General features: G+C 63.5%; 25 protein-coding genes. 11 read left to right on the plus strand and 14 right to left on the minus strand.

Annotated elements, in window-relative coordinates:
* Positions 1-29: 29 nt before the first annotated feature.
* From ACP7B7_RS25055 to rsmB, 3 genes are all read right to left on the minus strand, one after another.
* Positions 30-2,309, minus strand: coding sequence for a sensor histidine kinase (locus ACP7B7_RS25055; protein WP_308923803.1), 2,280 nt, complete (start codon positions 2,307-2,309; stop codon positions 30-32).
* A complete protein-coding gene (locus ACP7B7_RS25060; protein WP_308925650.1) occupies positions 2,309-2,830 on the minus strand; it encodes a DUF4390 domain-containing protein in 522 nt (173 codons plus the stop codon). Before ACP7B7_RS25060 ends, ACP7B7_RS25055 begins: the two co-directional genes overlap by 1 nt.
* A gap of 76 nt (positions 2,831-2,906) precedes the next feature.
* Positions 2,907-4,328, minus strand: a complete 1,422-nt coding sequence (rsmB, locus tag ACP7B7_RS25065; protein ID WP_426078510.1) for a 16S rRNA (cytosine(967)-C(5))-methyltransferase RsmB — start codon at positions 4,326-4,328, stop codon at positions 2,907-2,909.
* A gap of 330 nt (positions 4,329-4,658) precedes the next feature.
* Here rsmB and argS point away from each other — a divergent pair, with 330 nt between their 5' ends.
* The 7 genes from argS to ACP7B7_RS25100 are packed head-to-tail and all read left to right on the plus strand — an operon-like array spanning position 4,659 to position 10,869.
* Positions 4,659-6,368 (plus strand): arginine--tRNA ligase, encoded by a 1,710-nt coding sequence (gene argS, locus ACP7B7_RS25070; protein ID WP_426078511.1) that lies wholly within the window; start codon positions 4,659-4,661, stop codon positions 6,366-6,368.
* Positions 6,369-6,388: 20 nt separating this feature from the next.
* On the plus strand, positions 6,389-7,105 hold the full coding sequence (locus ACP7B7_RS25075; protein WP_426078512.1) for an SPOR domain-containing protein: 717 nt from the start codon (positions 6,389-6,391) through the stop codon (positions 7,103-7,105).
* A gap of 32 nt (positions 7,106-7,137) precedes the next feature.
* On the plus strand, positions 7,138-7,809 hold the full coding sequence (locus tag ACP7B7_RS25080; protein ID WP_426078513.1) for a thiol:disulfide interchange protein DsbA/DsbL: 672 nt from the start codon (positions 7,138-7,140) through the stop codon (positions 7,807-7,809).
* 16 nt (positions 7,810-7,825) lie between these two features.
* The gene (locus ACP7B7_RS25085) at positions 7,826-8,626 is read left to right on the plus strand and encodes an SDR family oxidoreductase (RefSeq protein ID WP_426078514.1); all 801 of its coding nucleotides are present in this window, start codon (positions 7,826-7,828) and stop codon (positions 8,624-8,626) included.
* Positions 8,623-9,417, plus strand: a complete 795-nt coding sequence (locus tag ACP7B7_RS25090; RefSeq protein ID WP_308923797.1) for a biotin--[acetyl-CoA-carboxylase] ligase — start codon at positions 8,623-8,625, stop codon at positions 9,415-9,417. The genes ACP7B7_RS25085 and ACP7B7_RS25090 overlap by 4 nt, the downstream gene beginning before the upstream one ends.
* Positions 9,418-9,421: 4 nt before the next feature.
* Entirely contained in the window at positions 9,422-10,168 is a 747-nt protein-coding gene (locus tag ACP7B7_RS25095) for a type III pantothenate kinase (RefSeq protein WP_426078515.1), read from the plus strand.
* Positions 10,162-10,869: an SPOR domain-containing protein gene (locus tag ACP7B7_RS25100; protein WP_426078516.1), complete on the plus strand. Its 708-nt coding sequence runs from the start codon at positions 10,162-10,164 to the stop codon at positions 10,867-10,869. Before ACP7B7_RS25095 ends, ACP7B7_RS25100 begins: the two co-directional genes overlap by 7 nt.
* 3 nt (positions 10,870-10,872) lie before the next feature.
* Here the strand turns inward: ACP7B7_RS25100 and ACP7B7_RS25105 are convergent, their stop codons facing one another.
* The 6 genes from ACP7B7_RS25105 to ACP7B7_RS25130 form a co-directional block, all read right to left on the minus strand.
* Positions 10,873-11,919, minus strand: a complete 1,047-nt coding sequence (locus tag ACP7B7_RS25105; RefSeq protein WP_426078517.1) for a septal ring lytic transglycosylase RlpA family protein — start codon at positions 11,917-11,919, stop codon at positions 10,873-10,875.
* Positions 11,919-13,034, minus strand: coding sequence for a rod shape-determining protein RodA (rodA, locus tag ACP7B7_RS25110; protein WP_426078518.1), 1,116 nt, complete (start codon positions 13,032-13,034; stop codon positions 11,919-11,921). The genes ACP7B7_RS25105 and rodA overlap by 1 nt, the downstream gene beginning before the upstream one ends.
* Positions 13,035-13,042: 8 nt before the next feature.
* Complete coding sequence (mrdA, locus tag ACP7B7_RS25115; RefSeq protein WP_426078519.1) at positions 13,043-15,010, minus strand: penicillin-binding protein 2; 1,968 nt, start codon at positions 15,008-15,010, stop codon at positions 13,043-13,045.
* Between the two features lie 12 nt (positions 15,011-15,022).
* Positions 15,023-15,535 carry a rod shape-determining protein MreD gene (gene mreD, locus ACP7B7_RS25120; protein WP_308923791.1) on the minus strand — a complete coding sequence of 171 codons (513 nt, stop codon included), beginning with the start codon at positions 15,533-15,535 and terminating at the stop codon, positions 15,023-15,025.
* Positions 15,532-16,563, minus strand: a complete 1,032-nt coding sequence (gene mreC / locus ACP7B7_RS25125) for a rod shape-determining protein MreC (protein WP_308923790.1) — start codon at positions 16,561-16,563, stop codon at positions 15,532-15,534. Before mreC ends, mreD begins: the two co-directional genes overlap by 4 nt.
* Positions 16,564-16,669: 106 nt before the next feature.
* Complete coding sequence (locus ACP7B7_RS25130; RefSeq protein ID WP_010393186.1) at positions 16,670-17,713, minus strand: rod shape-determining protein; 1,044 nt, start codon at positions 17,711-17,713, stop codon at positions 16,670-16,672.
* Between the two features lie 351 nt (positions 17,714-18,064).
* Between ACP7B7_RS25130 and gatC the strand changes: the two genes are divergently transcribed.
* Genes gatC through gatB form a run of 3 tightly spaced genes read left to right on the plus strand, consistent with a single transcriptional unit; the run spans position 18,065 to position 21,387 of the window.
* On the plus strand, positions 18,065-18,367 hold the full coding sequence (gene gatC / locus ACP7B7_RS25135) for an Asp-tRNA(Asn)/Glu-tRNA(Gln) amidotransferase subunit GatC (RefSeq protein WP_308923789.1): 303 nt from the start codon (positions 18,065-18,067) through the stop codon (positions 18,365-18,367).
* 54 nt (positions 18,368-18,421) lie between these two features.
* On the plus strand, positions 18,422-19,903 hold the full coding sequence (gene gatA / locus ACP7B7_RS25140) for an Asp-tRNA(Asn)/Glu-tRNA(Gln) amidotransferase subunit GatA (protein WP_308923788.1): 1,482 nt from the start codon (positions 18,422-18,424) through the stop codon (positions 19,901-19,903).
* Positions 19,904-19,926: 23 nt separating this feature from the next.
* Positions 19,927-21,387 (plus strand): Asp-tRNA(Asn)/Glu-tRNA(Gln) amidotransferase subunit GatB, encoded by a 1,461-nt coding sequence (gene gatB / locus ACP7B7_RS25145; protein WP_308923787.1) that lies wholly within the window; start codon positions 19,927-19,929, stop codon positions 21,385-21,387.
* Between the two features lie 97 nt (positions 21,388-21,484).
* On the opposite strand, the gene ACP7B7_RS25150 is transcribed toward gatB, so the two are convergent.
* The 4 genes from ACP7B7_RS25150 to ACP7B7_RS25165 are packed head-to-tail and all read right to left on the minus strand — an operon-like array spanning position 21,485 to position 23,263.
* Positions 21,485-22,219, minus strand: coding sequence for an immunity 52 family protein (locus tag ACP7B7_RS25150; RefSeq protein ID WP_308923786.1), 735 nt, complete (start codon positions 22,217-22,219; stop codon positions 21,485-21,487).
* 4 nt (positions 22,220-22,223) lie between these two features.
* Entirely contained in the window at positions 22,224-22,508 is a 285-nt protein-coding gene (locus ACP7B7_RS25155) for a Tox-REase-5 domain-containing protein (RefSeq protein WP_308923785.1), read from the minus strand.
* Positions 22,486-22,842 carry a DUF4123 domain-containing protein gene (locus ACP7B7_RS25160; protein ID WP_308923784.1) on the minus strand — a complete coding sequence of 119 codons (357 nt, stop codon included), beginning with the start codon at positions 22,840-22,842 and terminating at the stop codon, positions 22,486-22,488. Before ACP7B7_RS25160 ends, ACP7B7_RS25155 begins: the two co-directional genes overlap by 23 nt.
* A gap of 4 nt (positions 22,843-22,846) precedes the next feature.
* Positions 22,847-23,263, minus strand: coding sequence for a PAAR domain-containing protein (locus ACP7B7_RS25165; protein ID WP_308923783.1), 417 nt, complete (start codon positions 23,261-23,263; stop codon positions 22,847-22,849).
* Between the two features lie 302 nt (positions 23,264-23,565).
* Between ACP7B7_RS25165 and ACP7B7_RS25170 the strand changes: the two genes are divergently transcribed.
* Entirely contained in the window at positions 23,566-24,612 is a 1,047-nt protein-coding gene (locus ACP7B7_RS25170) for an oxidoreductase (protein WP_426078520.1), read from the plus strand.
* Between the two features lie 2 nt (positions 24,613-24,614).
* Here ACP7B7_RS25170 and ACP7B7_RS25175 read toward each other — a convergent pair whose 3' ends face one another.
* The gene (locus ACP7B7_RS25175) at positions 24,615-25,085 is read right to left on the minus strand and encodes a carboxypeptidase regulatory-like domain-containing protein (protein WP_426078521.1); all 471 of its coding nucleotides are present in this window, start codon (positions 25,083-25,085) and stop codon (positions 24,615-24,617) included.
* Positions 25,086-25,103: the final 18 nt, after the last annotated feature.

The following is a 25,103-nucleotide window of genomic DNA, read 5'->3' on the forward strand; positions in this document are numbered from 1 at the left end:
CTAAACCAGACGCTTTCGCCAGCACAATGCTAAGCCACAGCGTCGGGAGCTAACTTTAACAGCAAAATGACGACCGAAGCGCCACTGCTGTCGACGCGGTTCTCGATATCGATGCGCCCACCGTGTTCATCGATGATTTTCTTCACCATCGCCAGGCCCAGGCCGGTGCCGCGCGCCTTGGACGTGACATACGGCTCGAACGCGCGCGCCAGGATCTTGGGCGCGAAACCGGGGCCGTTATCGGTGATGGCCATGCGCACGGCGACGTTCACGCCACCGTCCGCACTGCGATAATGAATTGCTTCGGTGCGCACGTCAATGCGGGGATGCGGTGTGCCCTCCGGCAAGTCCGCCATCGCGTCCTGCGCGTTCTGCAGCAAGTTGTGGATCACCTGGCGCAACTGGGTCGGATCGCCCATCACCATCGGCAGGTTCGGCGCCAGCAGCGGGTGGATGATGTCGCCGTCGTCGCCGCCCAGGTAGAGGTTCAATATCTCCTCGATCAGCTCGTTCAGGCGCAGCGGCGTGAGCACCGCCGGCGGCGTGCGCGCATAGTCGCGGAAGTCGTCGACCATGCGCTTCATCGCATCGACCTGCTTGACGATGGTGGTGGTGGCGCGGCCCAGCAGGTCGGCGTCGCTTTGCTCCAGCTTGCCTTCGAGCTTCATCTGCAGGCGTTCGGCCGACAGCTGGATCGGTGTCAGCGGATTCTTGATTTCATGCGCCAGGCGGCGCGCCACCTCGCCCCAGGCGATCGAACGCTGGGCCGAAATGACGTCGGAAATATCATCGAAGACGACGATGTAGCCGCTGCCGGACTCCAGCGGCAAACGCGAGCCGCGCGCCAGCAGGGTGATGTCGTGCTCGTCTGCGCTGCTGCCCAGGCGACGCGGAATTTCCATCTGGCGCTGCCAGTGCAGGCGCTGCAAATGGCGTCCCGAGGCCGATTGCGCGCTCTGCGCCGAAAACGCGCTGACGATGGCCATGCCAAATTCTTCCATGCCGGTAATGCTGACCAGCGGCTGGCCGACCATGGTCACGCCCGCATGCTGCAAGATGCGCTCCACCGATTCATTGCAGGTGACCAGCTTGAAGTCGCCGTCGAGCACCATCACGCCGGCCGACATATTGGCCAGCACCGACTCCAGGTGGGCCTTGGCGTTCTGCAAGGCGGCGCGGTTGCTTTCCACCGCCGTGCGCGCGTCGAGCAGCTGGCGCGTCATGATGTTGAACGATTGGGTCAGGGTGCCGAGTTCGTCGCGCGAGGCAACGATGGGGCGCGGCGACAGATCGCCCTCGGCCACCGCGCGCGTGCCTTCGGCCAGCAGCAGCAGCGGCTGGGCCAGCTTGCTGGCGATCAGAAAGGCGCTGCCGATGGCACCGAAAATGGCCAGCAGCAGGGTCAAGGTGAGAATTTCCATGTACATCTTGCGCAGGCCCACGCGCGCCACGAAACGTTCCTTGTATTCGCTGTACGCGCCACGCAGCATCTCGCCATTGGTGGCCAGCTTGGGCGGCACGGTTTGCAGCAATTGCAGGTAGCGTGGCGACACGGATGGTCCGGGCACGGCCACCAGCACGCGCAGGCGCAGGCTGGCGGTCGCCTCTGGCCCCAGCGGGCCGGCGCGCATGCCGCCACCACCCGACTCGTTGCCATCGTCATGCAGCTCGGCGCCGCCTTCGGCCGAGGCATAGCCGGCTGGCGTGGCCGCCTGCGCCAGCATGGCCGCCGTCGGCAGGTCGGCGCCGCTGTGCGGGCCCGCGCTGGCCAGCAGCACGCCGTCGCCGCTGACGACCATCACGTTCTGCATGCCCTCTTCACGCAGCAGGCTGGTCAGCACTGCCGGGCCGGTGACGGGATCGCTGCGCAATTCATCGACCGCCTTCTTGCCGCGGTGGTCGAGTTCGACCAGCGCCGCGTCCAGGCCGGCGCGGCCCAGCTCCAGGCCCGATTCCAGCGCCGCTTCGATCTTGACGTTGAACCACGATTCGATCGAGTGCGTAACGAACTGCACCGACACGAGAAAGATCACCAGGCCCGGCAGGATGCCGACGGCGGCAAACAGCATTACCAGCCGCATCATCAGCTTCGAGCCGAACTTGCCGCTCTTGTAGCGCGCATACAGCCGGCCCAGGGAAATGCCGACCAGCGCCAGCAAGGACACGGCGACGGCCGCGTTCAGGCCCAGCAGCCAGGTGTAGTAACGGTCGAAAAAGCCGGAATTGTCGGATGCCGACGCCAGCAGGAACAGCAGGATGCTGACGATGCCGCCGCCCACCACCAGCAGATAGCGCAATGCCTGGCTCACTACTCCGCCGTATACAAGAAGGTTTTTTTGTTCGAAGCCAGGCGCCAGTCGCTGTTGTTGAAGGCGTTGACCTGGATCGGCTTGGGCAGGTAGTCGCGGTCCATGCCCATGCGCAAGGTGACGTTATAGGTCTGCCCCACTTTCAGCGCGCCGCGCGCCGCCACCAGCCAGCGGCTGGGCCGCCGGATCAGGAACAGCGCGTCGTCCAAGGTGGCGAAGCTTTGCTGCAAGCCGCCCAGCGAGACGTGATACTGGCGCGTCAGCACGTTGTACGACAGCCGGCTGGTCTGGCGCGCAACAATCGCTTTTTCGTCGAACCAGTACCAGCGTGGCCGGGTCAGTTCGATTTCCGTCGTGAAAAACAGCGGCACGCCATGCTGCACGGCGTCGTCCAGGTCGTGATTGAGGTCGAAGGAATAACTGGCCGCCAGCTTGTAACCCTCGTCGCTCGCTTCGATATAGGCACGCGTGATCTCGACCACATCGGCGGCATGCGCGCGTGGCGTCAGGCATGCCAGCATCAGCAGCAGGGTCAGGAGGCGGAAAAATGTCACAAGCGTGCCGGTCGTATCCGTGGAAAAAGGGGCGACAAATCGCTCAAGCCGCATTTTTTTGAAATAGCGCATAGAACAAACCGTCATGGTCCTGTTCCGCGCTGCCGGTCGGCAACAGCTGGCCAGGGGCTGTCAAACGGGTCGCATTATTGCGCACCGCAAATGCTGCCGCTTGTGCTTCGGACTCTTGCGGCCACAATGAACAAGTCACGAACAACAATTTACCATCGGGGCGCAGCATCTGCCACAGATTGTCCAGAATTTTCGAGGAAAGTGTTGCAAGTTGCAAGGCGTCCCCCTTGCGGCGCAGCCAGCGGATGTCCGGGTGGCGGCGCACGATGCCCGAGGCCGTGCACGGCACGTCGGCCAGGATGCGGTCGTACTGCTGGCCGTCCCACCAGGCGTTTGACTGCGCGTCCTGCGCCTTCAATGTCGCCTCCAGGCCCAGGCGCTCGAGGTTTTCGGCGATGCGCGGCAGGCGCTTGGCGTCGGCGTCGATCGCCGTCACCTGCACCTCGGCCAATTCCAGGATATGGCAGGTCTTGCCGCCGGGCGCGGCGCAGGCGTCCAGCACGCGCATGCCGTCCTGCAGATCGAGCAGCGGCGCGGCCAGCTGCGCGCCGGCGTCCTGCACGGAAACAACGCCCTGCTCGAAGCCGGGGATCAGCGCCACGCCGATCGGCTTGTCCAGGCGCACGGCAAACGGCCCCACCTGGCGCGCGGCGATGCCGGCCTGCTGCAATACGGCAAGATAATCTTCCACCGTGCTCTTGCGGCGGTTTACGCGCAGGGTCAAAGGCGGCACGGCATTGCCGGCCGTCAGGATGGCTTGCCAGTCGCGCGGATAGGCCACGCGCAGCGCGTCGATCCACCACTGCGGATAATTCCATTGCGCCAGCGGCTGCTGCAAGGCCGCCTCCAGCAGGGACTTGCGTTCGCGCAGGAAACGGCGCAGCACGGCGTTGACCATGCCCTTGGCGTGCGCCAGGTCCGGGTGCGAAGTGGCCACCGTGACGGCCTGGTCGACCACCGTGAATTCTTCATACGGCTGCTCGCCCGGCTCGGCCGACATCAGGGACAGCGCGCAGCACAGCAGCGCGGCCAGCATCGGCGGCTCGGGTGCCTTGGAGGTCATCAGGCCGACCAGGGTTTCGCTGCGGCCCAGCTGGCGCATGGTGCGATAGGAAATATCCTGGATCGCACCGCGCGCCTGCGGGCTGGCGTTCGATTGTGCAAACACTTTGGCCAGCGCCTGCGGCAGGGCCGTGCCGGTGCGCACCTGGGCCACCGCATTGGCCGCGCCCAGCAGGCAAAAAGCCAGCGAATCGGCGCGCAGGTCGGGCTGGAAGCCGGGTTGCAGCACCGGTTTCAGGTCGGGGTGGTAGCTGGGACGCAATTTTGCGGCGGCAGGCGCGGCGGCAGGCGCCGGCTTGGGGTTCAATTTCAGCGTGGGGCGCTTGTTCATAAATTATCCGGTGTGGCTGCGCGCGGCGGAAAAATCACGCACGCGCGTCATCATAAAGGGTCGATTGTAGCGTTTGTCAGGCCCTCTGCACCAAGCGATTGCAGCGATCCGGGCAATTCGCTGCAAAAAAGTGCATATATACAAGCGGAACCGGCCAGGTTGATGTTTTCATGCACCAATGGCCGGCACGCCGCCCTGCCCTGCGGCGTATTGTTCCCGCCAGCAAACCAGTATAATTACCGCAGTCTGGACGACGGCATCGACCGTCGTCCGTTTTGCTTTCTGATTCATTCTATTCAATCTTAACGCGGTTCCGCCGCCATCCTGCTCATGCTCGCCCAACAGAAACAAGAAATCATCGCCCTGTTCCAGGCCGCCCTCGCTCCCGTCCTGGCCGGCACTTCGCTTGCGCCTGCCGTGGTGCTGGAGCGACCACGCGACGCATCGCATGGCGACGTCGCCTGCAATATCGCCATGCAGCTGGCCAAGCAGCTGAAACAAAACCCGCGCGAGCTGGCGCAAACCATCGTCACCGCCGTGCTGGCCAACCCGGCCGGCAAGGGCCTGGTCGAGGCCGTCGAGATCGCCGGCCCCGGCTTTATCAACGTGCGCGTGTCGAACGCCGCCAAGCAGGCCGTCGTCAATACCATCCTGGCCGAAGGCGAGCAATATGGCCGCAGCACGGCCGGCGCCGGCAAGCAGGTGATCCTGGAATTCGTCTCGGCCAATCCGACCGGCCCGCTGCACGTCGGCCACGGCCGCCAGGCCGCGCTGGGCGACGCGCTGTCGTCCCTGTTCGATGCGCAAGGCTATCAGGTGACGCGCGAGTTCTACTACAACGACGCCGGCGTGCAGATCCAGACCCTGGCCAATTCGGTGCAGGCGCGCGCGCGCGGCTACAAGCCCGGTGACGCCGAGTGGCCGGAGTCGGCCTACAACGGCGACTACATCAGCGAAATCGCCGACGACTTCAAGGCCGGCAAGACGGTCTCGGCCAGCGATGGCCAGCCCGCCACCGCCAATGGCGACGTCGAGGACATCGAGTCGATCCGTCCGTTCGCCGTCACCTATTTGCGCAACGAGCAGGACATCGACCTGCAGGCCTTCGGCGTGAAATTCGACAATTACTACCTGGAATCGTCGCTGTACCAGGACGGCAAGGTCAACAGCGCAGTGGAAACGCTGGTCAAGGCCGGCCACACCTATGAACAGGACGGCGCGCTGTGGCTGCGCACCACCGACTATGCGGACGACAAGGACCGCGTGATGCGCAAGACCGACGGCACCTACACGTATTTCGTGCCGGACGTGGCGTATCACCTGGTCAAGTGGCAGCGCGGTTTCGTGCAGGCGATCAATATCCAGGGCAGCGACCACCACGGCACCATCGCCCGCGTGCGCGCCGGCCTGCAGGCGCTCGACATGGGCATCCCGCAAGGCTACCCCGACTACGTGCTGCACAAGATGGTCACCGTCATGAAGGATGGCGAAGAGGTGAAAATCTCGAAACGCGCCGGCTCCTACGTGACCGTGCGCGACCTGATCGAATGGTCGGGCGGCGGCGATATCGCCAAGGGCCGCGACGCCGTGCGCTTCTTCCTGATCTCGCGCAAGGCCGACACCGAATTCGTGTTCGACGTCGACGTGGCCTTGAAAACCACCGACGAAAACCCGGTCTATTACGTGCAGTACGCGCACGCGCGCATCTGCCGCATCCTGGAAAACTGGGGCGGCGACGAGAGCACCATCGCCGGCGCCGATTTGTCGCCCCTGAGCGCGCCGACGGAAGCGACCCTGCTGGCGACCCTGGCCGCCTACCCGGAAATGCTGGCGCGCGCGCAAGCCGAACTGGGACCGCACCAGGTGGCCTTCTACCTGCGCGACCTGGCCGCCAACCTGCACAGCTTCTATTTTGCGGAAAAAGTGCTGGTCGAGGACGAGGCCGTGAAAATGGCCCGCCTGGCGCTGGTACTGGCCGCGCGCCAGGTGCTGCGCAACGGCCTGGCACTGATCGGCGTGTCCGCGCCAAACAAAATGTAAACGCAAAGGTCTGAACCTTCATGAATCAAGCTTCCCGCTTTACTTCCAGCCGCCGCCAGCAGGGCAATACGCTGGTCGGCATCATCATCGGCCTGGTGGTCGGCCTGGGCATCGCCGTGGTGGTGGCGCTGGTGATCTCCAAAGGCAATTCGCCGTTCACCGACAAGTCGGGCAAGGTCGGCAAGTCGCTTGAGCCGACGGCAGGCCAGATCGCCGATCCGAACAAGCCGATGTATGGCAACAAGGAAGCGGCGCGGGAAGCGGCACGCGATTTCTCGAAGGAGCCACGCGAACTGGCCTTGCCGGGCCAGATCACGGCGCCGGCCGCGCCGGCCACCACGCCACGGCCGCCACCGCCGGACGCGCTGCAGGAATTGATCGGCACGCTGAAGGACAAGCCGGCGCCGAAAGCCACGGCGCCCGCCGCGCCAGCGCCAGCCGCACCGGCGGCAGCACCGGCCACGCCGCCGGCGCAAGCCAAGGCCGATGCAGCCAGCGACAAATGGATTTATTATCTGCAAGCCGGCGCCTTCCATGACATGGCGGACGCCGAAAGCACGCGCGGCAAACTGGCCTTGCTGGGCTTTGAAGCGGCCATCAGCGACCGCAGCACCGATGCCGGCGTGCTGCATCGCGTGCGTATCGGCCCCTTCAACCAGGTCGACGCCATGAACCGCGCGCGCACCAAACTGTCCGACAACGGCATCGATGTCGCCGTGGTCCGGAATTCAAAATAAGTCCAAGTAAGTCATCAAAACAAGGAAGCAGCATGCGTTTTCTGAAAAAAGTCCTGTTTGCCGCCGCCCTGTGCGGCGCCGCTGCGGGCGCTTATGCCTCGCCGGCCGAGCCGAAGAACGGCGTCGAATATGAAACCCTGGCCACGGCCCAGCCGACCGAAGCGGGCAAGAAGATCGAAGTGACGGAATTCTTCGCCTATTACTGCCCGCATTGCAATGTGCTGGAACCGCAACTGGCGGCATGGGTCAAGAAACAGGGCGACAATATTGTCTTCAAGCGCGTGCACGTGTCGCGCGACGCCAGCGTGGCGCCGCAACAGCGGCTGTTCTTCACCTTGCAGGCGATGGGCCTGACGGACCAATTACACGCCAAGGTGTTCCAGGCCATGCACGTCGAGCACAACCGCTTGAATACCGATGACGCCGTGTTCGACTTCGTGGCCAAACAGGGCGTGGACCGCCAGAAGTTCATCGACACCTACCGCTCGATGGGCATTTCCGGCCGCGTGCGCAAGGCCGACGCCATGATGCAAGGCTATAACGTCACCTTCTGGCCGATGATCGCCATCGATGGCCGCTACATCACTTCGCCATCGCAGGCCGACCAGGGCAGCAAATCGGCGAAGAACGAAGAACAGCTGAACGCCCAGGCACTGACCGTGATGGACGTGCTGGTGGCCAAGGCCAAAGCGGAAAAGAAATAAACGTGGGCATCAGCTGATGCAGCGCGTTCCTTATGCAGTATTCATCACCGGTGCGTCGAGCGGCCTGGGCGCCGCGCTGGCGCGCCAGTACGCCGACGAAGGCGCGCAACTGGGCCTGCTGGCCCGCCGCGGCGAGGCGCTCGATCAGCTGATCGCCTCCCTGCCCCGGCCCGAACTGCACCGCGCCTACGCCGTCGATGTGTGCGACCACGCCGCGCTCAAGCGGGCGGCCGATGATTTCCTGGCCTGTGCCGGGCGCATCGACATCGTCATCGCCAGCGCCGGCGTCTCGGTGGGCACCCTGACCGAACACGCGCAAGACCTGTCGGTGTTCGAGCAGGTGATGGCCATCAACGTCACCGCCACCGTCGCCACCTTTGCCCCCTTTGTCGCCACCATGAAAGCGCAAGGCGGCGGCCGGCTGGTCGGCATCGCCAGCGTGGCCGGCATTCGTGGCTTGCCCGGCGCCGAAGCCTACAGCGCGTCGAAGGCGGCCGTGATCAGCTACTGCGAATCGCTGCGCCTGGAATTGAAACCTGCCGGCATCAAGGTCATCACCATCACGCCCGGCTATATCGACACGCCGATGACGCGCCACAACGCCTACCGCATGCCGTTCCTGATGCCGGCCGCAGCCTTTGCCCAGCGCGCCGCGCGCGCGATTGCCGACGGCGACAGCTACCGCGTGATCCCCTGGCAGATGGGCGTGGTGGCCAAGCTGCTGCGCCTGCTGCCCAATGCCGTCTACGACCTGGCGTTTGCCAACGCCCCCCACAAAGCCCGCCAGCCGTCGGCGGGCAAGCCACCACTTCCATGACTTCTCATCTTGACCTGAACAGCGCGGCCATCGCCGCCCTTTGCGCCACCGGCGCATCCCACGTCGCCATCGAGGTGGTCGCCGAAACCGGCTCGACCAATGCCGACCTGCTGGCGCGCTGCGCGCAGCTGGCCGGTGCTACTTTGCGCATCGCCGGCCAGCAAACGGCGGGCCGCGGCCGCGCGGGCCGGCCGTGGCTGTCGCAGGCCGACGCCAGCCTGATGTTCTCGCTGGCCTGGCGTTTCAAGGGGCCGTTGCCCGCCATGGTCGGCTTGCCCCTGGCCGTCGGCGTGGCGCTGGCCGAGACCATGGGTTCGCTGGGCGTGCCGGTGCAACTCAAATGGCCGAACGACCTGATCAAGGACGGCAGCAAGCTGGCCGGCATCCTGGTCGAAACCCGGCAGGCTCAAGACGGCGGCGTATGGGCCGTGATCGGCTGCGGCATCAATCTGACCATGCCCGATGCGCTGGAACAGCAGATCGGGCGCAGCGTGTCGGCCGTGCCCTGGCTGGCGCAGATGGAACGCAACGCCCTGGTCGCCGCCTTGCTCAGCCGGCTGGCCGGCGTGCTGGCCGAATTCGACGATACCGGTTTCGCGCCGTTTACGGAGCGCTGGAACGCCCTGCACGCCTGGCAGGGCCGGGAAGTGAAAATCCTCGACAACGGCCAGCTGCTGCAACAGGGCATCGCCGCCGGCGTCGACCAGCTGGGCCGGCTGCTGCTGGCGACCGAGGGCGGCCTGGTGGAGATCATGTCCGGCGACGTCTCCTTGCGCCTGGCGCAGGAGTAAGCGCATGCTACTGCTGATCGACGCGGGCAATACGCGCATCAAATGGGTACTGGTGGCGCCCGATGCGCCGCTGGGCGGCTGGCTGGCCAGCGGCGCGGTGGCGCATGCGCAGCTCGATACCCTGGGCGCGCAGTGGGCGCCACTGCCGATCACCGGGGCGCTGCTGTCGAATGTGGCGGGTGCCGCCATCGCCGCACGCCTGCGCGCCATGCTGCCAGTCGCGCCGCGTGATTTTATCTCGCTGCCGCAGCTGGCCGGCGTGACCAACGGCTACCGCAACCCGGCCCAGCTCGGTTGCGACCGCTTTGCCGCCGCCATCGGCGCGCGCGCGCTGGCGCCGGATCAAGCCGTGATCGTCGCCAATTGCGGCACCGCCACCACCATCGACGCCCTCACCGCCGAGGGCGTGTTTTTGGGCGGCATGATATTGCCGGGACTGGGCCTGATGGCCAGTTCGCTGGCGCGCAATACGGCGCAGCTGCCGCAGATTGCCGATATGGCCCCGCTGCCGGCCGGTTTTGCCGACAATACCGATGACGCCATCCTGTCCGGCTGCCTGGCGGCGCAAACCGGCGCCATCGAGCGCGCCGTGCGCATACATGGCGCGCAAGCCTGTCTGCTGTCGGGCGGCGCCGCGCCACGCATCGCCCCAGCGCTGGCATTGCCGTTTCAACTGGTGGACAATATCGTCATGCTCGGCCTGCAGACGGCGGCCAGGGCAAACCGTGCGCAAGGAACACAACCATGCTGAAATTCGTCTTCTGGCTGCTGGCCGCCATCAACCTGCTGGTGCTGGCCATCGGCCAGGGCTACCTGGGCAGCTTTCGCACCGAAACGCGTGAACCGGCGCGCCTGAAAAACCAGCTGCACGCCGAAAAAATCACCCTGCTGACGCAAGCCCAGGCGACCGCGCCAGCCGAAGCGGCAACACCGGCGGCGGCCACAACTGCGCCAGTACCGGTGCCGGCCCCAGCCGCTGCGCCGCAGGTGTTCGCCTGCACCGAAGTGGGCAACTTCGTGCTGGCGGACGCGCGCAAGTTCGAAGCCAGGCTCGAACCTTTGGAGCTGGGCGAGCGCCAGTCGCGCCGCAACGTGGCTGGCCAGGATATTTCCAGTTATATGGTGTTCATTCCGCCGCAGGGCAGCAAGGAAGGCGCCGACCGCAAGGCCGGTGAACTCAAGCAGCTGGGCGTGACGAATTACTTCATCATGGGAGAAGGCAGCCCGCAGCGCTGGGGCATTTCGCTGGGCGTCTTCAAGTCGGAAACCAGCGCGCAAAGCCATCTGGCCTCGCTGCAGAAACAGGGCGTGCACAGCGCCCGCGTGGCGCCGCGCTACAGCTCCAGCAAGCAGCTCGCCTACCAGTTCCGCAACCTCGACGCGGCCACGCGCACGCGGCTGGCCGCCATCACTGCGCAGTTCGACGAGCAGGAACTGCGCAGCTGCAAGTAAAACCTAGCGTTCGATCACGATTGGCTTGACGCCAGCCGATGCCGGCAGGCTGGCCGCCGCGCGCGCCGCATCGGCGCGGCTGGTGAAGGGGCCGCCGTACAAACGGAACAGCGGGCCTGCCGGCACCACGTCGAGGTTGCCCAGCGTCTGCGCATACGGCGCCAGCTGCGCGCGGCCAGCTTCCGCATTGTCCGCACGCGAATAGGCGCCCAGCTGCAGATAAAAACCGGTGGCCAGCGCGCTGGGCGCGGGCGCCGCGACGGTCGCGTCGACCGCTGACAGCGCGGTGATTTCCGGCTGCACCACGGCTTTCAATTCCGGTTCGCTGTCGTCTGGGGTCTCGATCGACCTGGCCACCACCGACGGCACCGGTTTCGGCGCCGCGCGGGCGGCCAGGATGGCGTCGATCTCGGCCGGCAGCAGCCGTTCGACGATCACCTGGTGGCTGCCCTTGCCGAGGAAACCCAGTTTCAGCGCGGCCGTGTACGACACGTCGATCACGCGCGTGGCGTGGAACGGTCCGCGGTCGTTGATGCGCACGATCACCTGTTCGCCGCTGTCGATGCTGGTCACGCGCGCATACGACGGAATCGGCAGTGTCGGATGGGCCGCCGTCATCTTGTACATATCGTAGATTTCGCCCGACGAGGTGCGCTGGCCGTGGAATTTCTTGCCATACCAGGTGCCCGTGCCACGCTGCGTAAACGGTTCGTTGTCGGTGATCGGCGTATAGGTCTTGCCGAACACGACGTAGGGACGGTTCGAGCGCGTCGAATACGGTTCGTTGCGCACTTCCGCATCGGGCACGTCGCGCAGGTTGGCCGGCGGATTGTCGCCCGGGCCGTCATCCTTGTAGTAGCCGCCACGGCCGGAACCGGCTGCCGGCAAGGCCGGCAGGGTCGGATCCTGGCGCACGGGAATCTTGACCTTGCCAGCGCGCGGCATGCTGACATTGTCCGGCTTTTGCGGCGCCGTGCCGCAGGCGGCCAGGGTCAGCAGGACGGCCAGGCCACAACCACGGGAAAACAGGGTGTCGAGGGGCGCGCGCATCAGGTCTGCACCAGCTTGCGGTGGCGCTGTATGCTCATCAGGATGCCGGTGGCCACGCCCAGCGTGATCAGGGCGGTGCCGCCATAGCTGAGGAAAGGCAAGGGCACGCCGACCACCGGCAGGATGCCGCTGACCATGCCCATGTTGACGAAGGCGTAAGTAAAGAAAATCATGGTAATCGCTCCTGCCAGCAGGCGAGTGAAAAAACTGGGGGCATTGGCGGCGATCATCAGGCCGCGGCCCACCAGCAGCAAATACATCAGCATCAGGACCAGGTTGCCGGCCAGGCCGAATTCTTCGGAATACACGGCGAAGATGAAGTCGGTGGTGCGTTCCGGCACGAACTCCAGGTGGGCCTGGGTGCCGTGGGTCCAGCCCTTGCCCGTCATGCCGCCCGAACCGATGGCGATGATGGACTGGATGATGTGAAAGCCCTTGCCCAGCGGGTCCTTGGTGGGGTCGATCAGCATCATCACGCGGTCGCGCTGGTAGTCATGCATGTGCGACCAGGCGATCGGCAGGTAGCAGCTGACGACAATCGCCAGTCCCAGCATGATACGCCACGGCAGGCCGGCCAGGAAAATCACCGTAAAGCCGGCCGCCACCACCAGCAGCGACGTGCCCAGGTCGGGCTGGCGCGCGATCAGGTAGACGGGCGCCAGCAGCAGCACGGCGGCGATGGCGAACGACTGCCAGCGCAGCGAACCCGCATTGTGCTGGAAGAACCAGGCCAGCATCAGCGGCGCGGCGATCTTCAAAAATTCCGACGGCTGGATATCGATCACGCCGATATGCAGCCAGCGCCGCGCGCCCAGCTTGATGGTGCCGAACAGCGCCACCGCAATCAGGAGCAGCACCGCGATCGTATACGCGGGCACGGCGATGCGCATCATCATCTGCGGCGTCACATTGGCCGTCAGCCACATCACGAAAAAGCACAGCACGATATTGCGCAGGTGGTCTTCGATCTTGCCGGGGATACCGAGGCTGGCCGACGCCAGGGTCAGCAAACTGGTGGCCAGCAGCATCAGGATGATCAGCATCAGCGGCGGATCGAATACCGCCAGATAGGGTTTGGCGCGCCGCCACAGCGAGCGCCTTTCGTTAATGGACATGCATTTCCTTATTGCGTCGCAGGCGGCGCGCCGGCCTGCTCGTCGGTGATTTCTTCCAGGGTGCGCACTTCGTCGACGTCTTCCTTCGGCACCTTGGTGGTGTCGCGCTCCTTTTCGCCCGGACGCTTGCCCAGCAAGTAGTAATCGAGCGCCTTGCGCGCGATCGGCGCGGCCACGCCCGCGCCAAAGCCGGCGTTTTCCACCACGATGGCCATCGCGATGCGCGGCTTGTCGGCCGGCGCAAAGGCGGTAAACAAGGCGTTGTCGCGCAGCCGTTCGGCCAGCAGCTTGGCATTGTACTTCTCGTTCTTCTTGATGCCCACCACCTGCGCCGTACCGGTCTTGCCGCCCACCGTGTACTGCACGCCGGTAAAGATTTTCGCTGCCGTGCCGCCCGCTTCGCTGGTGACGCCAACCATGGCGCGCTTGATGGTGTCGATGTTTTCCTGTTTCAAAGGAATGCGATAGCTTTCCTTGGGCACCGTCAGGGTGCGCGCACGGGTGGCGGCGTCTTCGATGATCTTGACCAGGTGCGGCTTCATCACCACGCCGTTGTTGGCCAGGGTGGCCGTCGCATGGGCGATCTGCAGTGGCGTATAGGAGTTGTAGCCGGAGCCGTTGCTGACCGAAATCGTGTCGCCGCCCACCCATTTCTTTTGCTGCGCCGTCTTGAAACGGTTGCGCTTCCATTCGGTCGAGGGCAGCACGCCGGTCTTTTCGTTATTCAGGTCGATGCCGGTCAGCTGGCCGAAACCGAACGGCTTCATGAAGTCGTGGATGGCGTCGATGCCCATGTCGCGGCCCAGCTGGTAATAATAGGTGTTGCAAGAGACGACAATCGACTTGTGCATGTCGACCGTGCCGTGGCCGCCGACCTTGTCGTCCCTGAACATATGGCCGCCCAGCATGAAGAAACCGGGGTCGGAGATAGCCTGGCTGGGCGTGCGCTTGCCCAGTTCCAGCGCCGCCAGCGCCATGAAGGGCTTGAAGGTGGAACCGGGCGCATAGGTGCCGGACAATGGCCGGTTGACCATCGGCCGGTCCAGCGAGGTATTGAGTTCGTTCCAGCTTTGCTGGTCGATGCCATCGACGAACAGGTTCGGGTCGTAGCCGGGCTTGGAGACATACGCCAGGATATCACCGGTGGCCGGGTCGATCGCCACGGCCGCGCCGCGCCATTCGCCGAAGGCCTCTTCCATCACTTTTTGCAGCTCGATGTCGATCGACAGGACCAGGTTATTGCCGGGTACGGCCGCCGTGCGCGACAGGGTGCGCATGGCGCGCCCGCCGGCCGACACTTCCACCTCTTCATAGCCGGTGGTGCCGTGCAGCTGCTTTTCGTAGCTTTTTTCCAGGCCCTCTTTGCCGATGTGGTCGGTGCCATTGTAGTTGGCGGCGTCGTCGCCCTCTTCCAGCGCCTTCGATTCATTGCGGTTGATGCGGCCGATAAAGCCCACCACGTGCGAAGCCACTTCGCCCATCGGATACTGGCGGAACAGGCGCGCCTGCACCTCGACGCCGGGAAAGCGGAAGCGCTGCGCCGAGAAGCGCGCCACTTCCTCGTCGGTCAGGCGGGTGCGCAGCGGCACGCTGACGAAATTTTTCGATTCTTCCAGCAGTTTCTTGAAGCGGCGGCGGTCCTTGATGTCGATCTGGACCAGGGTGCCCAGTTCATCGATCACCGAATCCAGACTGGCGCTCAGCTTGGACGGCGTGATTTCCAGCGTAAACGCCGAATAATTGCGCGCCAGGACCACGCCGTTGCGGTCCAGGATCAGGCCGCGCGTGGGCACGATGGGCACCAGCGCGATGCGGTTGTCCTCGGCCTTGGTGGCATAGTCTTCATGCTTGATCACCTGCAGCCAGATAAAGCGCGCCAGCAGCAGCGAAAAGCAGACAAAGACCAGCGCGCCCAGTATCGTCAGGCGCAGCCGGAAGAAATGCAGTTCGCGCTCGGTGTTTTTAAGTTCGGTCATCGCGGGTCAAGGTCAGATCGGCCGGTTATGGTCGCGGTCCACGGCGCGGCGCTGTGGCGCCAGCAGCATCCAGGTAATGATTGGCCACAGGATCACGGCGATAAAGCTCTCGATGAAATTGAGCCAGCCAGGAAAGCGGCCCGACACGATCAGCCGCGTCACCAGTTGCAGCGCCTGTGTCAGCAGCAGCAGCGGCAGCACATGCAGCGCCTGCGTCATGATCGGGAACCACAGCACGCGGCGGTGCATCATGATGGCGAAATAGGACAGCAAGGTATAGGCCAGCGCATTTTCGCCCAGCAGGGTCGAATCGTGCACGTCCATCATCAGGCCCATGAAAAAGGCCACGCCGATGCCGACCTTGCGCGGCTGGTGGATGCCCCAGAACACCAGCACCAGCGCGACAAAATCGGGCACGCCGACGAAATGGCCCCAGGGCAGCAGGTTCAGCAGGAACGCGCACAGCAGCGAAAAGCCGATGAACAGGGGGCTGACCGGCAGCAGGATGTAATGCGGGCGGTTCATCGTGTCGCCTCGGTGGTCGGGTTGGCAGGGGCGGCGGCAGGCGGCTTGGCGGCCGGCGCCGCAGCGGGCGTAGCGGCGGGTGCGCCAGCAGCCGGCGTAGGGGTGGCCGGCTTGGCCGTATCCTTGATCGGCGCCATCTTGCCGGCGATCTTGCGGCCGACCTTGATTTCTTCGACCGGTGGACGCGGCGGAATATCGGGCGAGCTGGTCAATATCAGCAGCTGCGTGTTGCGCTCGATGCCGGCCAGCGGCTGGCACACCACGCGGCCGAACGGACCATGCGCATTGCGCTCGACCAGGGTCACGCGCGCCACGGCCAGGCCGGCCGGGTACAGGCCGTCCAGGCCCGACGTAATCACGATATCGCCGATCTGGATGTCGGCGGTCGGCTCCGTGAAGCGCAATTCCATGGTGCCGGACTTGCCGCGGCCATAGGCCACGCTGCGCACGCCGTTGCGCAGCAGCTGCACGGGAATCGCCTGCTCTTCATCGGTCAGCAGGGTCACTTCCGAGGTAAACGGAAACACGCGCGTGACCTGGCCGACCACGCCCAGGTTGTCGATCACGGGCCGGCCCAGTTCCACGCCATGCTGGATGCCGCGGTCGAGCACGATCTTGCGGGTGGCCGAATCGCGCGTGTCGTACAGGATTTCGGCCAGCATGGATTTCACCGGCACGCGCTCGCGCGCTTCCATCAACTTGCGCAGATGGTTGTTTTCCACGATATTGAGCTGCGCCTGCTGCAGGATCTGCGCCGAGGCGATCTGTTCGTGCTTGAGGTCGCGCACCTGTTTTTCCAGCGCCGACAGCGAGGAAAAATACGTGCCGACACCGAGCGCCACGTCGCGCGGCACCAGCGCCGCCATCTGCACCGGATACAGCACGGTGCCGACCGCCTGGCGCACGGCGGTCAGCGCATGCATGCGCGAATCGACCAGCAGCAAGGCGATCGAAATGCCGGCGAACACCATCATCTTGACGCGGGCGGAGGCGCCCTGTTTGAAAAGTGGCGGAGGACTGTATTCCATGACTTCCAATAATCAGGCCAGGCGCAGTGCGCCAACGTGCGGGCCCCGGCCTCACGCCGGCGCCAAAACCAACGCCGGAAACCCGCTTTCCGGCCCGTTGATCCGATTACTCGTAGGAAAAGATCGAGCCGAGCTTGTCCATGCGTTCCAGCGCCATGCCGGAACCGCGCACCACGCAGGTGAGCGGGTCTTCGGCCACCAGTACCGGCAGGCCGGTTTCTTCCATCAGCAGGCGGTCCAGGTCGCGCAGCAGCGCGCCGCCGCCGGTCAGCATCATGCCTTTTTCGGCGATGTCGGCGCCCAGTTCCGGCGGCGTCTGTTCCAGCGCGTTTTTCACGGCCGAGACGATATTGTTCAGCGGGTCGGTCAGCGCTTCGAGGATTTCGTTGGACGAAATGGTAAACGAGCGCGGGATGCCTTCGGACAGGTTGCGGCCCTTGACTTCCATCTCTTTCACTTCCGAACCGGGGAAGGCCGAACCGATGGCCTTCTTGATCGCTTCGGCCGTCTGTTCGCCGATCAGCATGCCGTAGTTGCGGCGGATGTAATTGACGATGGCTTCGTCGAACTTGTCGCCGCCGACGCGCACGGAGCCCTTGTAGACCATGCCGCCCAGCGAAATGATGCCCACTTCCGTGGTGCCGCCGCCGATATCGACCACCATCGAGCCGGTCGCTTCCGACACGGGCAGGCCGGCGCCGATGGCCGCAGCCATCGGTTCTTCGATCAGGTAGACCTGCGAGGCGCCCGCGCCCAGCGCCGATTCGCGGATCGCGCGGCGTTCCACCTGGGTCGAGCCGCACGGCACGCAGATGATGATGCGCGGCGACGGACGGAAGAATTTCGAGTCATGCACCATGCGGATGAACTGCTTGAGCATCTGTTCGGTGACGGTGAAGTCGGCGATCACGCCATCTTTCATCGGACGGATCGCTTCGATATTGCCCGGTACCTTGCCCAGCATCTGCTTGGCTTCCTTGCCGACCGCCTGGATGGTTTTCTTGCCATTCGGGCCGCCTTCCTGGCGGATCGCGACGACCGACGGTTCGTCCAGGACGATGCCCAGGCCGCGTACATAGATCAGAGTGTTGGCCGTGCCCAAGTCAATGGCCAGATCGGTGGAGATATACCTGCGTAAAAAACCAAACATGAGTGTCCTGTAGCGCATCGAGCTGCGCAAAAGCTGTTTATGGGGAGTTTCAAAGCGGGCGCTTTCAGGCTCCTTCGAAAACCCATACGGGCGTTTTTCGGCGGTTCGCTTGGCGCTTGCGCAATCGTTTCTATGCTGCGGCAGCAGTCCATCGGCGCCGGCAACGCATTAACCCGCCATTCTACCTTATAATTTGAATGCGATTTGCTCAAAAACCATGGAAAAGTGCGACGCTTGCCGCCGCGAGTTACGCGGCATTCCCGAGTTTTTGTGAGCAAAAGAGCAGTAAATACCCGCGTTTTATCAAAGCGCCAACTTAATACTTATTGCGTGCCCCGCGCACCTTTCGCCATGTCCCTGACACTCTCCGATGTAAAACGCATTGCCCATTTGGCACAACTCGACATGGCCGACGACCAGGCCGCCACGTCACTGGAACAATTGAACAAAATTTTTGCGCTGGCAGAACAAATGCAGGCCGTCAATACCGACGGCGTGGCGCCGCTGAGCCACCCGCTGGCCGCCCATATGGACAATATCGCGCTGCGCCTGCGCGAAGACCAGGCCACCGAAACCAACCACCGCGACGACTACCAGGCGATGGCGCCGAAAGTCCAGGATGGCCTGTACCTGGTGCCCAAAGTGATCGAATAATCATCGGCGACCACTGCGCCCTGTCCTCCTGTCGAATATCAGAATAGAAACGCCATGCATACAAAATCCATCAAACAGCTGTCCGCGCTCTTGCAGAACAAGGAAATTTCCGCCGTGGCACTGGCGACGCATTTCCTCGACCGCATCGAAGCCGACGGCTCGAACGCCTTTTTGCACGTCGACCGTGCGCTGACCCTGGCACAGGCCGAAGCGGCCGACGCGCGCATCGCCGCCGGCACCGCCACCGCCCTGACCGGCGTGCCGATCGCGCACAAGGACTTGTTTGTCACCAAAGGCTGGCGCACCACGGCCGGCTCGAAAATGCTGGCCGACTACGTCAGCCCGTTTGACGCCACGGTGGTGGAAAAATGCCTGGCGGCCGGCATGGTCAGCCTGGGCAAGGTCAACTGCGACGAATTCGCCATGGGTTCCGGCAATGAGAACTCGGCCTTCGGCGCCGTGAAGAATCCGTGGGACGCGACTGCCGTACCGGGCGGCTCGTCCGGCGGGTCGGCCGCCGCCGTCGCCGCGCGCCTGACGCCGGCCGCCACCGGCACCGATACGGGCGGCTCGATCCGCCAGCCGGCCGCTTTTTGCGGCATCACCGGCATCAAGCCCACCTATGGCCGCGTGTCGCGCTTCGGCATGATCGCGTTTGCCTCCTCGCTGGACCAGGGCGGCCCGATGGCGAAAACCGCCGAAGACTGCGCGCTGCTGCTGAACGTGATCGCCGGTTTCGACGAGCGCGATTCGACCAGCCTGACGCCGGAACAGGGCGGCGTGGCCGAAGACTTTACGCGCAGCCTGGATCAACCCCTCACAGGTTTGCGCATCGGCGTGCCGCGCGAATACTTCGGCGACGGCCTGGCCAAGGACGTGGAAGCGGCCGTGCGCGGCGCGCTGGCGCAATACGAGCAACTGGGCGCCACCCTGGTCGATATCTCGCTGCCGAACACGGCGCTGTCGATTCCCGCCTACTACATGATCGCGCCGGCCGAAGCCTCGTCCAACCTGTCGCGCTATGACGGCGTGCGCTACGGCCACCGTGCCAGCGCCTACAAGGACCTGCAGGACATGTACAAGAAAAGCCGCGCCGAAGGCTTTGGCGCCGAGGTCAAGCGCCGCATCATGGTCGGCACCTATGTGCTGTGCCACGGTTACTACGACGCCTACTACCTGAAGGCGCAAAAGATCCGCCGCCTGATCGCGCAGGACTTCGACGCGGTATTGAACGGCCCGAACGCGGTATGCGACGTGATCATGGGACCGGTCGCACCGACCGTGGCCTGGGACCTGGGCGACAAGACCGACGACCCGGTGGCGAACTACCTGGCCGACATCTACACCCTGTCGACCAGCCTGGCCGGCCTGCCCGGCATGTCGGTCCCGTGCGGCTTCGGCGACGGCGAGAAAAACAGCCGGCGCCCGGTCGGCCTGCAAATCATCGGCAATTACTTTGGCGAGGCCAGGCTGCTGAACGTGGCCCACCAGTTCCAGCTGGTGACGGACTGGCACACGCGCGCCCCAGGCGTTTAACTAAAAAAAGAAGCGAGAACACTATGCAATGGGAAGTCGTCATCGGTCTTGAGAACCACGTGCAGCTCACGACCGACTCCAAAATTTTCAGCGGTTCGCCGATCAAGTACGGCGCCGAGGCCAACACCCAGGCCAGCCCGGTCGACCTGGCGCTGCCGGGCGTGCTGCCGGTGATGAACAAGCAGGCGGTCGACCGCGCCATCCGTTTCGGCCTGGCCGTGGGCGCCACCGTCGCGCCGCATTCGGTCTTCGCGCGCAAGAACTATTTTTACCCGGATTCGCCCAAGGGCTACCAGATCAGCCAGTTCGAAGATCCGGTGGTGATCGGCGGCGCGCTGACCTTCGGCTATGAAAAGGATGGGCAATTCGTCACCAGGACCGTCAACCTGACGCGCGCCCACCTGGAAGAAGACGCCGGCAAGTCGCTGCACGAAGACTACGCCGGCATGAGCGGCATCGATCTGAACCGCGCCGGCACGCCGCTGCTGGAGATCGTTTCGGAACCGGAAATTCGCAGCGCCGCCGAAGCCGTGGCCTACGCCAAGGCCCTGCACTCGCTGGTGATGTGGCTCGGCGTCTGCGACGGCAACATGCAGGAAGGCTCGTTCCGCTGCGACGTCAACGTCTCGGTGCGCCCGGTCGGCCAGACGGAATTCGGCACCCGCTGCGAAATCAAGAACCTGAACTCGTTCCGCTTTATCGAAGAAGCCGTGCACGTCGAAGTGCGCCGCCAGATCGAACTGATCGAAGACGGCGGCAAGGTGGTGCAGGCCACGCGCCTGTACGATCCGGACCGCAAGGAAACGCGCGAAATGCGCAGCAAGGAAGACGCCCAGGACTACCGCTACTTCCCGGACCCGGACCTGCCGCCACTGGTCATCTCGCCCGAGTGGATCGCCCGCGTGAAAGCCGACATGCCGGAACTGCCGGCCGCCATGCGCGCGCGCTTCATCAGCGAATACGCGCTGCCCGAGTACGACGCGCTGGTGCTGACGCAGTCGAAAGCGATGGCCACCTATTTCGTCGCCGTGGTCGACAAGGCCGGCAAGGACAACGCCAAGGCCGCCGCCAACTGGCTGATGGGCGACGTCGCCTCGACCGTCAACCGCGAAGGCACGGACCTCGATGCGGCGCCGGTCTCGCCGGCCCAGCTGGCCGCCATGCTCAAGCGTATCGCCGACGGCACGATTTCCAACAAGGCCGCAAAAGAAGTCTTCGCCGGCATGTGGGAAGCGAAGTCCAGCGATGAAAACCTGGTCGACACCATCATCGAGGCCAAGGGCCTGAAACAGATCTCGGACTCGGGCGCCCTGGAAGCGATCGTCGACGAAGTGCTGGCAGCCAACGCCAAGTCGGTCGAGCAGTACCGCGCCGGCAAGGAAGCGGCCATCAATGCGCTGATCGGTCAGGCCATGAAGGCGTCTAAAGGCAAGGCCAACCCGGCCCAGCTGACGGAACTGCTGAAGGCCAAGCTGGCCGGTTAAACTGGGCAGCCTCTAAAGCCAAGTGCGACACCTTCTCATGAAGGTGTCGCCATGCATGGCTGAAAATTTTCGCGCGAACAGAACGCGTTGTCGTGCGTCAAATATCGACATAGCGTGGCAGCAAGTCCTGATCGACCAGACGAATTTCAATGGCATTGGCGATCTTGACGTGCTCGGGATTCTCATCAGAAAAAGGCTCGTCGGTGACGCTGACGATGATAGTGCCGATCTGCTGGTCTTTGCCTTGCTCGCCCACCGCCATCACGGGCACCAGGGCTCGGGCTTCCGGCACTTGCTGGACCGTCAGTACACGCGGCAGGTACAACATCCAGCCTACACCTGGACGATCCTTGAAGACTTGTTTTTTAAAATACTGATTACGTGCTACCGTGATAAAGGCCGGCCGCAGAGACCCCGCGATTATGGACAGGAGCTCTTTTACCCCATCAATACCAAGCCGTTTCACGCCTTGACCGTGATCGCTGATCCGGAAGGTCCGGGCGGGCCAATCGCTGTCGCTGAATCCAAGCGCCATGGTCGCGCCATCATCGTCGCCGAGCTCGCCATTCCAGGCGCTGAGAAATCGGGATGTCTCACCCTTGAATTCGGTCTCGAGTACGGCTTCGGCCACTGTCGTGAGCTCTCCCGACGCATCGAAAACCGGATAAAGAAACGACTTTGCTTCTGTATCTTGCGATAGAAACCAGTTTTTCCCAAATGCCGCAGTTTTATTCAAAAACTGGACAATGATAGCGATTTCCTCAAGGTTGGGTCGGAAAGCAAGGGAAGTGCGCGTTGCATCGCGCTTATAGGAAACATTGATTATTGTCATATAATTATGGGACGTAGTAGGTAGTAATCCCCAACGCAGCTAATTTGGGTTCCATATATTCGTAAGCATAGGGCGTTTGGAAATACCATTTCAGCGAGGCCGGCGGGTTACGCCTGACAATCTTTGACTGGTCCGTGGCCTGCTTTAATTCCATCCTCAGGAAAATATTTTCTTGAAAATCGTATTTAAATTTACCGCTTGCCTTAAAAAACTGGTCATAATCCGCTTTCGCTTCCTGTAACAAGCATAAACGGGATTGGAAGCCGTCAAAATCCTTGCCTGCAAACACCCAAGGAAACCACTGATCCGGGCCTGATAATCACGCGCGGCGGGCCACCAAGGTCCTGTACGGTAAATAGCCAGGTAACGGAAGGACTCTCTTGCTCCAATGCGGCCAGCTCTTCAAGAAAAGAAGGCACCGATCTCGCCAAATCCACCAACCAGGGGCCTGCATGCGCAAGCGCAGCGTCGGCTGTGCCGGTAAATAGCGGGTAGCGCGTCGCATCCTCCGTCATGCGCGTTTGGCGGTGTGTCTCATATTGAACACCGTCGACCAGTGCGTACAAGCACAGCGCCGAATGATGTTGCTGAAGCTGGTTCAGGCGTTCCAGGACGTCGATCAATATATTACTCCCGGATAAAGGTGGTCGCGCCAGCGGCCGCCGCAGACACCAAGCATTCGAGGCAAATGCCGGAGTCGGTATTTGCGGCAATCTTGCCGGCAGCTTCCGTCATCTCGTTCGCATCGACATCAGCCGGGTCGCCAAGGCTGGACTGGTCCAACCAGATCGTCGTGATCTGTCCGGATATAAGCCTGGCGCCGCAGGCGGTCGTGTCCAGGTGCCGGGCATAACCCTTGCCTGATCCGTCGACCAGGTCGTCGGCGGCAGAGTTGATCGGGAATGTCCCCTTGCATTTGGGGCATACGGTCATGTCGCCCATCCTGGCCACATACTTGCCGTTGATATCGACTGTCATGTCGGCACTGATCACGGTGCCACCATGATCGGTCTTGTCGCCAAGTACGATGAGCGGACGGGCCATTTGCTCCTCCTGACATTTGAAAATACACAGGCTGAAAGTTTAAATAGTGCCCCTGGCATGGACTTGTTCAAAAAATTGAAGCATGGCATTAATATAAGACGCGTCCCGTTCGCTGCGTAGGGCAAACAGTATGGCCTGGAGGGGGTGAACAATGTGGTCTCCGGCCAAGCACCGTCGTAGCAAACAGAGCATAGGCGGCATCGCTTTTTGAGCCAAGCATGATGCGGACGTAGCGTCGCGATACTGTGTGCGTCCGCTTGCAGGTATGATCATGGCTCCTCTCACGCACCATGATGACCGCCATGAAAAAAATCAAAACCGGCCTGGTCGGCTACGGCTTTGCCGGCTCCACCTTTCACGCTCCCGTCCTGTCCACCATCGATGCCCTGGAACTGGCTGCCGTCGCTTCCAGCAAGCCCGACCTCGTGCACAAGGACTGGCCGCACGCCACCGTGTATGCCGATCCGGCCCAGCTGTTTGCCGATGCCTCGATCGAACTGGTCGTCATCGCCGCGCCCAACGAAGCGCATTTCGGCCTGGCGCAGGCGGCGCTACAGGCAGGCAAGCATGTGGTGGTCGACAAGCCCTTCACGATTACCAGCGCCCAGGCGCAGACGCTGATCGCCCTGGCCAAAGAACGCAAGCTGGTGCTCAGCGTGTACCACAACCGCCGCTGGGATGGCGATTTCCTCACCTTGCAATCGCTGCTGGCGCAGGGCACCCTGGGCCGCGTCACCAGTTTTGAGTCGCATTTCGACCGCTTCCGGCCCGAGATCCGCCAGCGCTGGCGCGAGTCCGCCGCACCCGGTGGCGGCCTGCTGTACGACCTGGGGCCGCATATGCTGGACCAGGCGGTGCAGCTGTTTGGCACACCCGAAAAAATTTACGCCGATATCGTGCTGCAGCGCGACGGCGCCGAAGCGGTCGACTACATGCATATCGTGTTGTATTACGACCGCTTGCGCGTGGTGCTGCAGGCAGGCTGCCTGGTCAAGGCGCCGACGGCGCGTTTTGCCGTGCATGGCGACCAGGGCAGCTTCGTGAAATTCGGCCTCGATCCGCAGGAAGACGCGTTAAGGGCGGGCGGCAGGCCAGGCCAGCCGGGCTGGGGCCAGGATGGCGTGCGCGGCGCGCTGCACCTGGGCACGCAGCCCGATGGCCAGTTCGACCATCTGGACCTGCAGCCGGGCCGCTACCAGGATTTTTACCAGGACATGGCCGACGCCATCCGCGAAGGCAAACCGGCGCCGGTGGCGGCCGAGGATGCACTGCTGACCATCAGGCTGATCGAACTGGCGCTGCAAAGCTCAAGCGAAGGCCGCGTGCTGAACGTGTCCGCTGCGGCGTAATATCAGGAAGCGTTCTGGTTGGTGCCGGCCGGCCAGACCAGTTCCACTTTCGCCGAACTGCCGGCCTTGACCTGCACCTTGCGCTCCAGCGTCTTGCCCGCCAGCGTGGCGCGCAGGCTGTAGCTGCCGGGCGCCAGCCGCGCCAGCAGATACGGGCCGGTGGCGGTGACGTCCAGCGCCAGCGCGCCTTTCGCGTCGTGGATTTGCAGCTTCACGTCCGAGGCAAACTGGGCGCGCCCATCGGCCTGCACGGAAAACACCAGGCTCAATGGCCACTGGCCGCTGGCGCTCTTGATGGCCGTCGATTCATCGAGGCCAATGCCACCCGTCAGGTATTCCACCGCGCCGCTTTTCTGCACCGCCGGCAGCGCGCCTTCAGCTTGCGCATGGGCCGGCACCTGCAGCATCACGGCAGACAACACGATCGCATTCAGTACAGCGGTCGCGCCTAGGGCGAATCGATGGCTTTGCATAAGAGGCTCCTCAGGTCA

It is taken from the genome of Janthinobacterium sp. PSPC3-1 (genome assembly GCF_049896105.1).
In the GTDB taxonomy this organism is placed as follows: Bacteria; Pseudomonadota; Gammaproteobacteria; order Burkholderiales; family Burkholderiaceae_D; genus Janthinobacterium.

What these genes read in the sequence shown, in the direction of transcription:
- ACP7B7_RS25060 (WP_308925650.1), bottom strand. Translation starts at nt 2,830, where the DNA reads ATGCTGGCATGCCTGACGCCACGCGCGCATGCCGCCGATGTGGTCGAG.
- rsmB (WP_426078510.1), bottom strand. Translation starts at nt 4,328, where the DNA reads ATGAACAAGCGCCCCACGCTGAAATTGAACCCCAAGCCGGCGCCTGCC.
- argS (WP_426078511.1), top strand. Translation starts at nt 4,659, where the DNA reads ATGCTCGCCCAACAGAAACAAGAAATCATCGCCCTGTTCCAGGCCGCC.
- ACP7B7_RS25075 (WP_426078512.1), top strand. Translation starts at nt 6,389, where the DNA reads ATGAATCAAGCTTCCCGCTTTACTTCCAGCCGCCGCCAGCAGGGCAAT.
- ACP7B7_RS25080 (WP_426078513.1), top strand. Translation starts at nt 7,138, where the DNA reads ATGCGTTTTCTGAAAAAAGTCCTGTTTGCCGCCGCCCTGTGCGGCGCC.
- ACP7B7_RS25085 (WP_426078514.1), top strand. Translation starts at nt 7,826, where the DNA reads ATGCAGCGCGTTCCTTATGCAGTATTCATCACCGGTGCGTCGAGCGGC.
- ACP7B7_RS25090 (WP_308923797.1), top strand. Translation starts at nt 8,623, where the DNA reads ATGACTTCTCATCTTGACCTGAACAGCGCGGCCATCGCCGCCCTTTGC.
- ACP7B7_RS25095 (WP_426078515.1), top strand. Translation starts at nt 9,422, where the DNA reads ATGCTACTGCTGATCGACGCGGGCAATACGCGCATCAAATGGGTACTG.
- ACP7B7_RS25100 (WP_426078516.1), top strand. Translation starts at nt 10,162, where the DNA reads ATGCTGAAATTCGTCTTCTGGCTGCTGGCCGCCATCAACCTGCTGGTG.
- ACP7B7_RS25105 (WP_426078517.1), bottom strand. Translation starts at nt 11,919, where the DNA reads ATGCGCGCGCCCCTCGACACCCTGTTTTCCCGTGGTTGTGGCCTGGCC.
- rodA (WP_426078518.1), bottom strand. Translation starts at nt 13,034, where the DNA reads ATGTCCATTAACGAAAGGCGCTCGCTGTGGCGGCGCGCCAAACCCTAT.
- mrdA (WP_426078519.1), bottom strand. Translation starts at nt 15,010, where the DNA reads ATGACCGAACTTAAAAACACCGAGCGCGAACTGCATTTCTTCCGGCTG.
- mreD (WP_308923791.1), bottom strand. Translation starts at nt 15,535, where the DNA reads ATGAACCGCCCGCATTACATCCTGCTGCCGGTCAGCCCCCTGTTCATC.
- mreC (WP_308923790.1), bottom strand. Translation starts at nt 16,563, where the DNA reads ATGGAATACAGTCCTCCGCCACTTTTCAAACAGGGCGCCTCCGCCCGC.
- ACP7B7_RS25130 (WP_010393186.1), bottom strand. Translation starts at nt 17,713, where the DNA reads ATGTTTGGTTTTTTACGCAGGTATATCTCCACCGATCTGGCCATTGAC.
- gatC (WP_308923789.1), top strand. Translation starts at nt 18,065, where the DNA reads ATGTCCCTGACACTCTCCGATGTAAAACGCATTGCCCATTTGGCACAA.
- gatA (WP_308923788.1), top strand. Translation starts at nt 18,422, where the DNA reads ATGCATACAAAATCCATCAAACAGCTGTCCGCGCTCTTGCAGAACAAG.
- gatB (WP_308923787.1), top strand. Translation starts at nt 19,927, where the DNA reads ATGCAATGGGAAGTCGTCATCGGTCTTGAGAACCACGTGCAGCTCACG.
- ACP7B7_RS25150 (WP_308923786.1), bottom strand. Translation starts at nt 22,219, where the DNA reads ATGACAATAATCAATGTTTCCTATAAGCGCGATGCAACGCGCACTTCC.
- ACP7B7_RS25165 (WP_308923783.1), bottom strand. Translation starts at nt 23,263, where the DNA reads ATGGCCCGTCCGCTCATCGTACTTGGCGACAAGACCGATCATGGTGGC.
- ACP7B7_RS25170 (WP_426078520.1), top strand. Translation starts at nt 23,566, where the DNA reads ATGAAAAAAATCAAAACCGGCCTGGTCGGCTACGGCTTTGCCGGCTCC.
- ACP7B7_RS25175 (WP_426078521.1), bottom strand. Translation starts at nt 25,085, where the DNA reads ATGCAAAGCCATCGATTCGCCCTAGGCGCGACCGCTGTACTGAATGCG.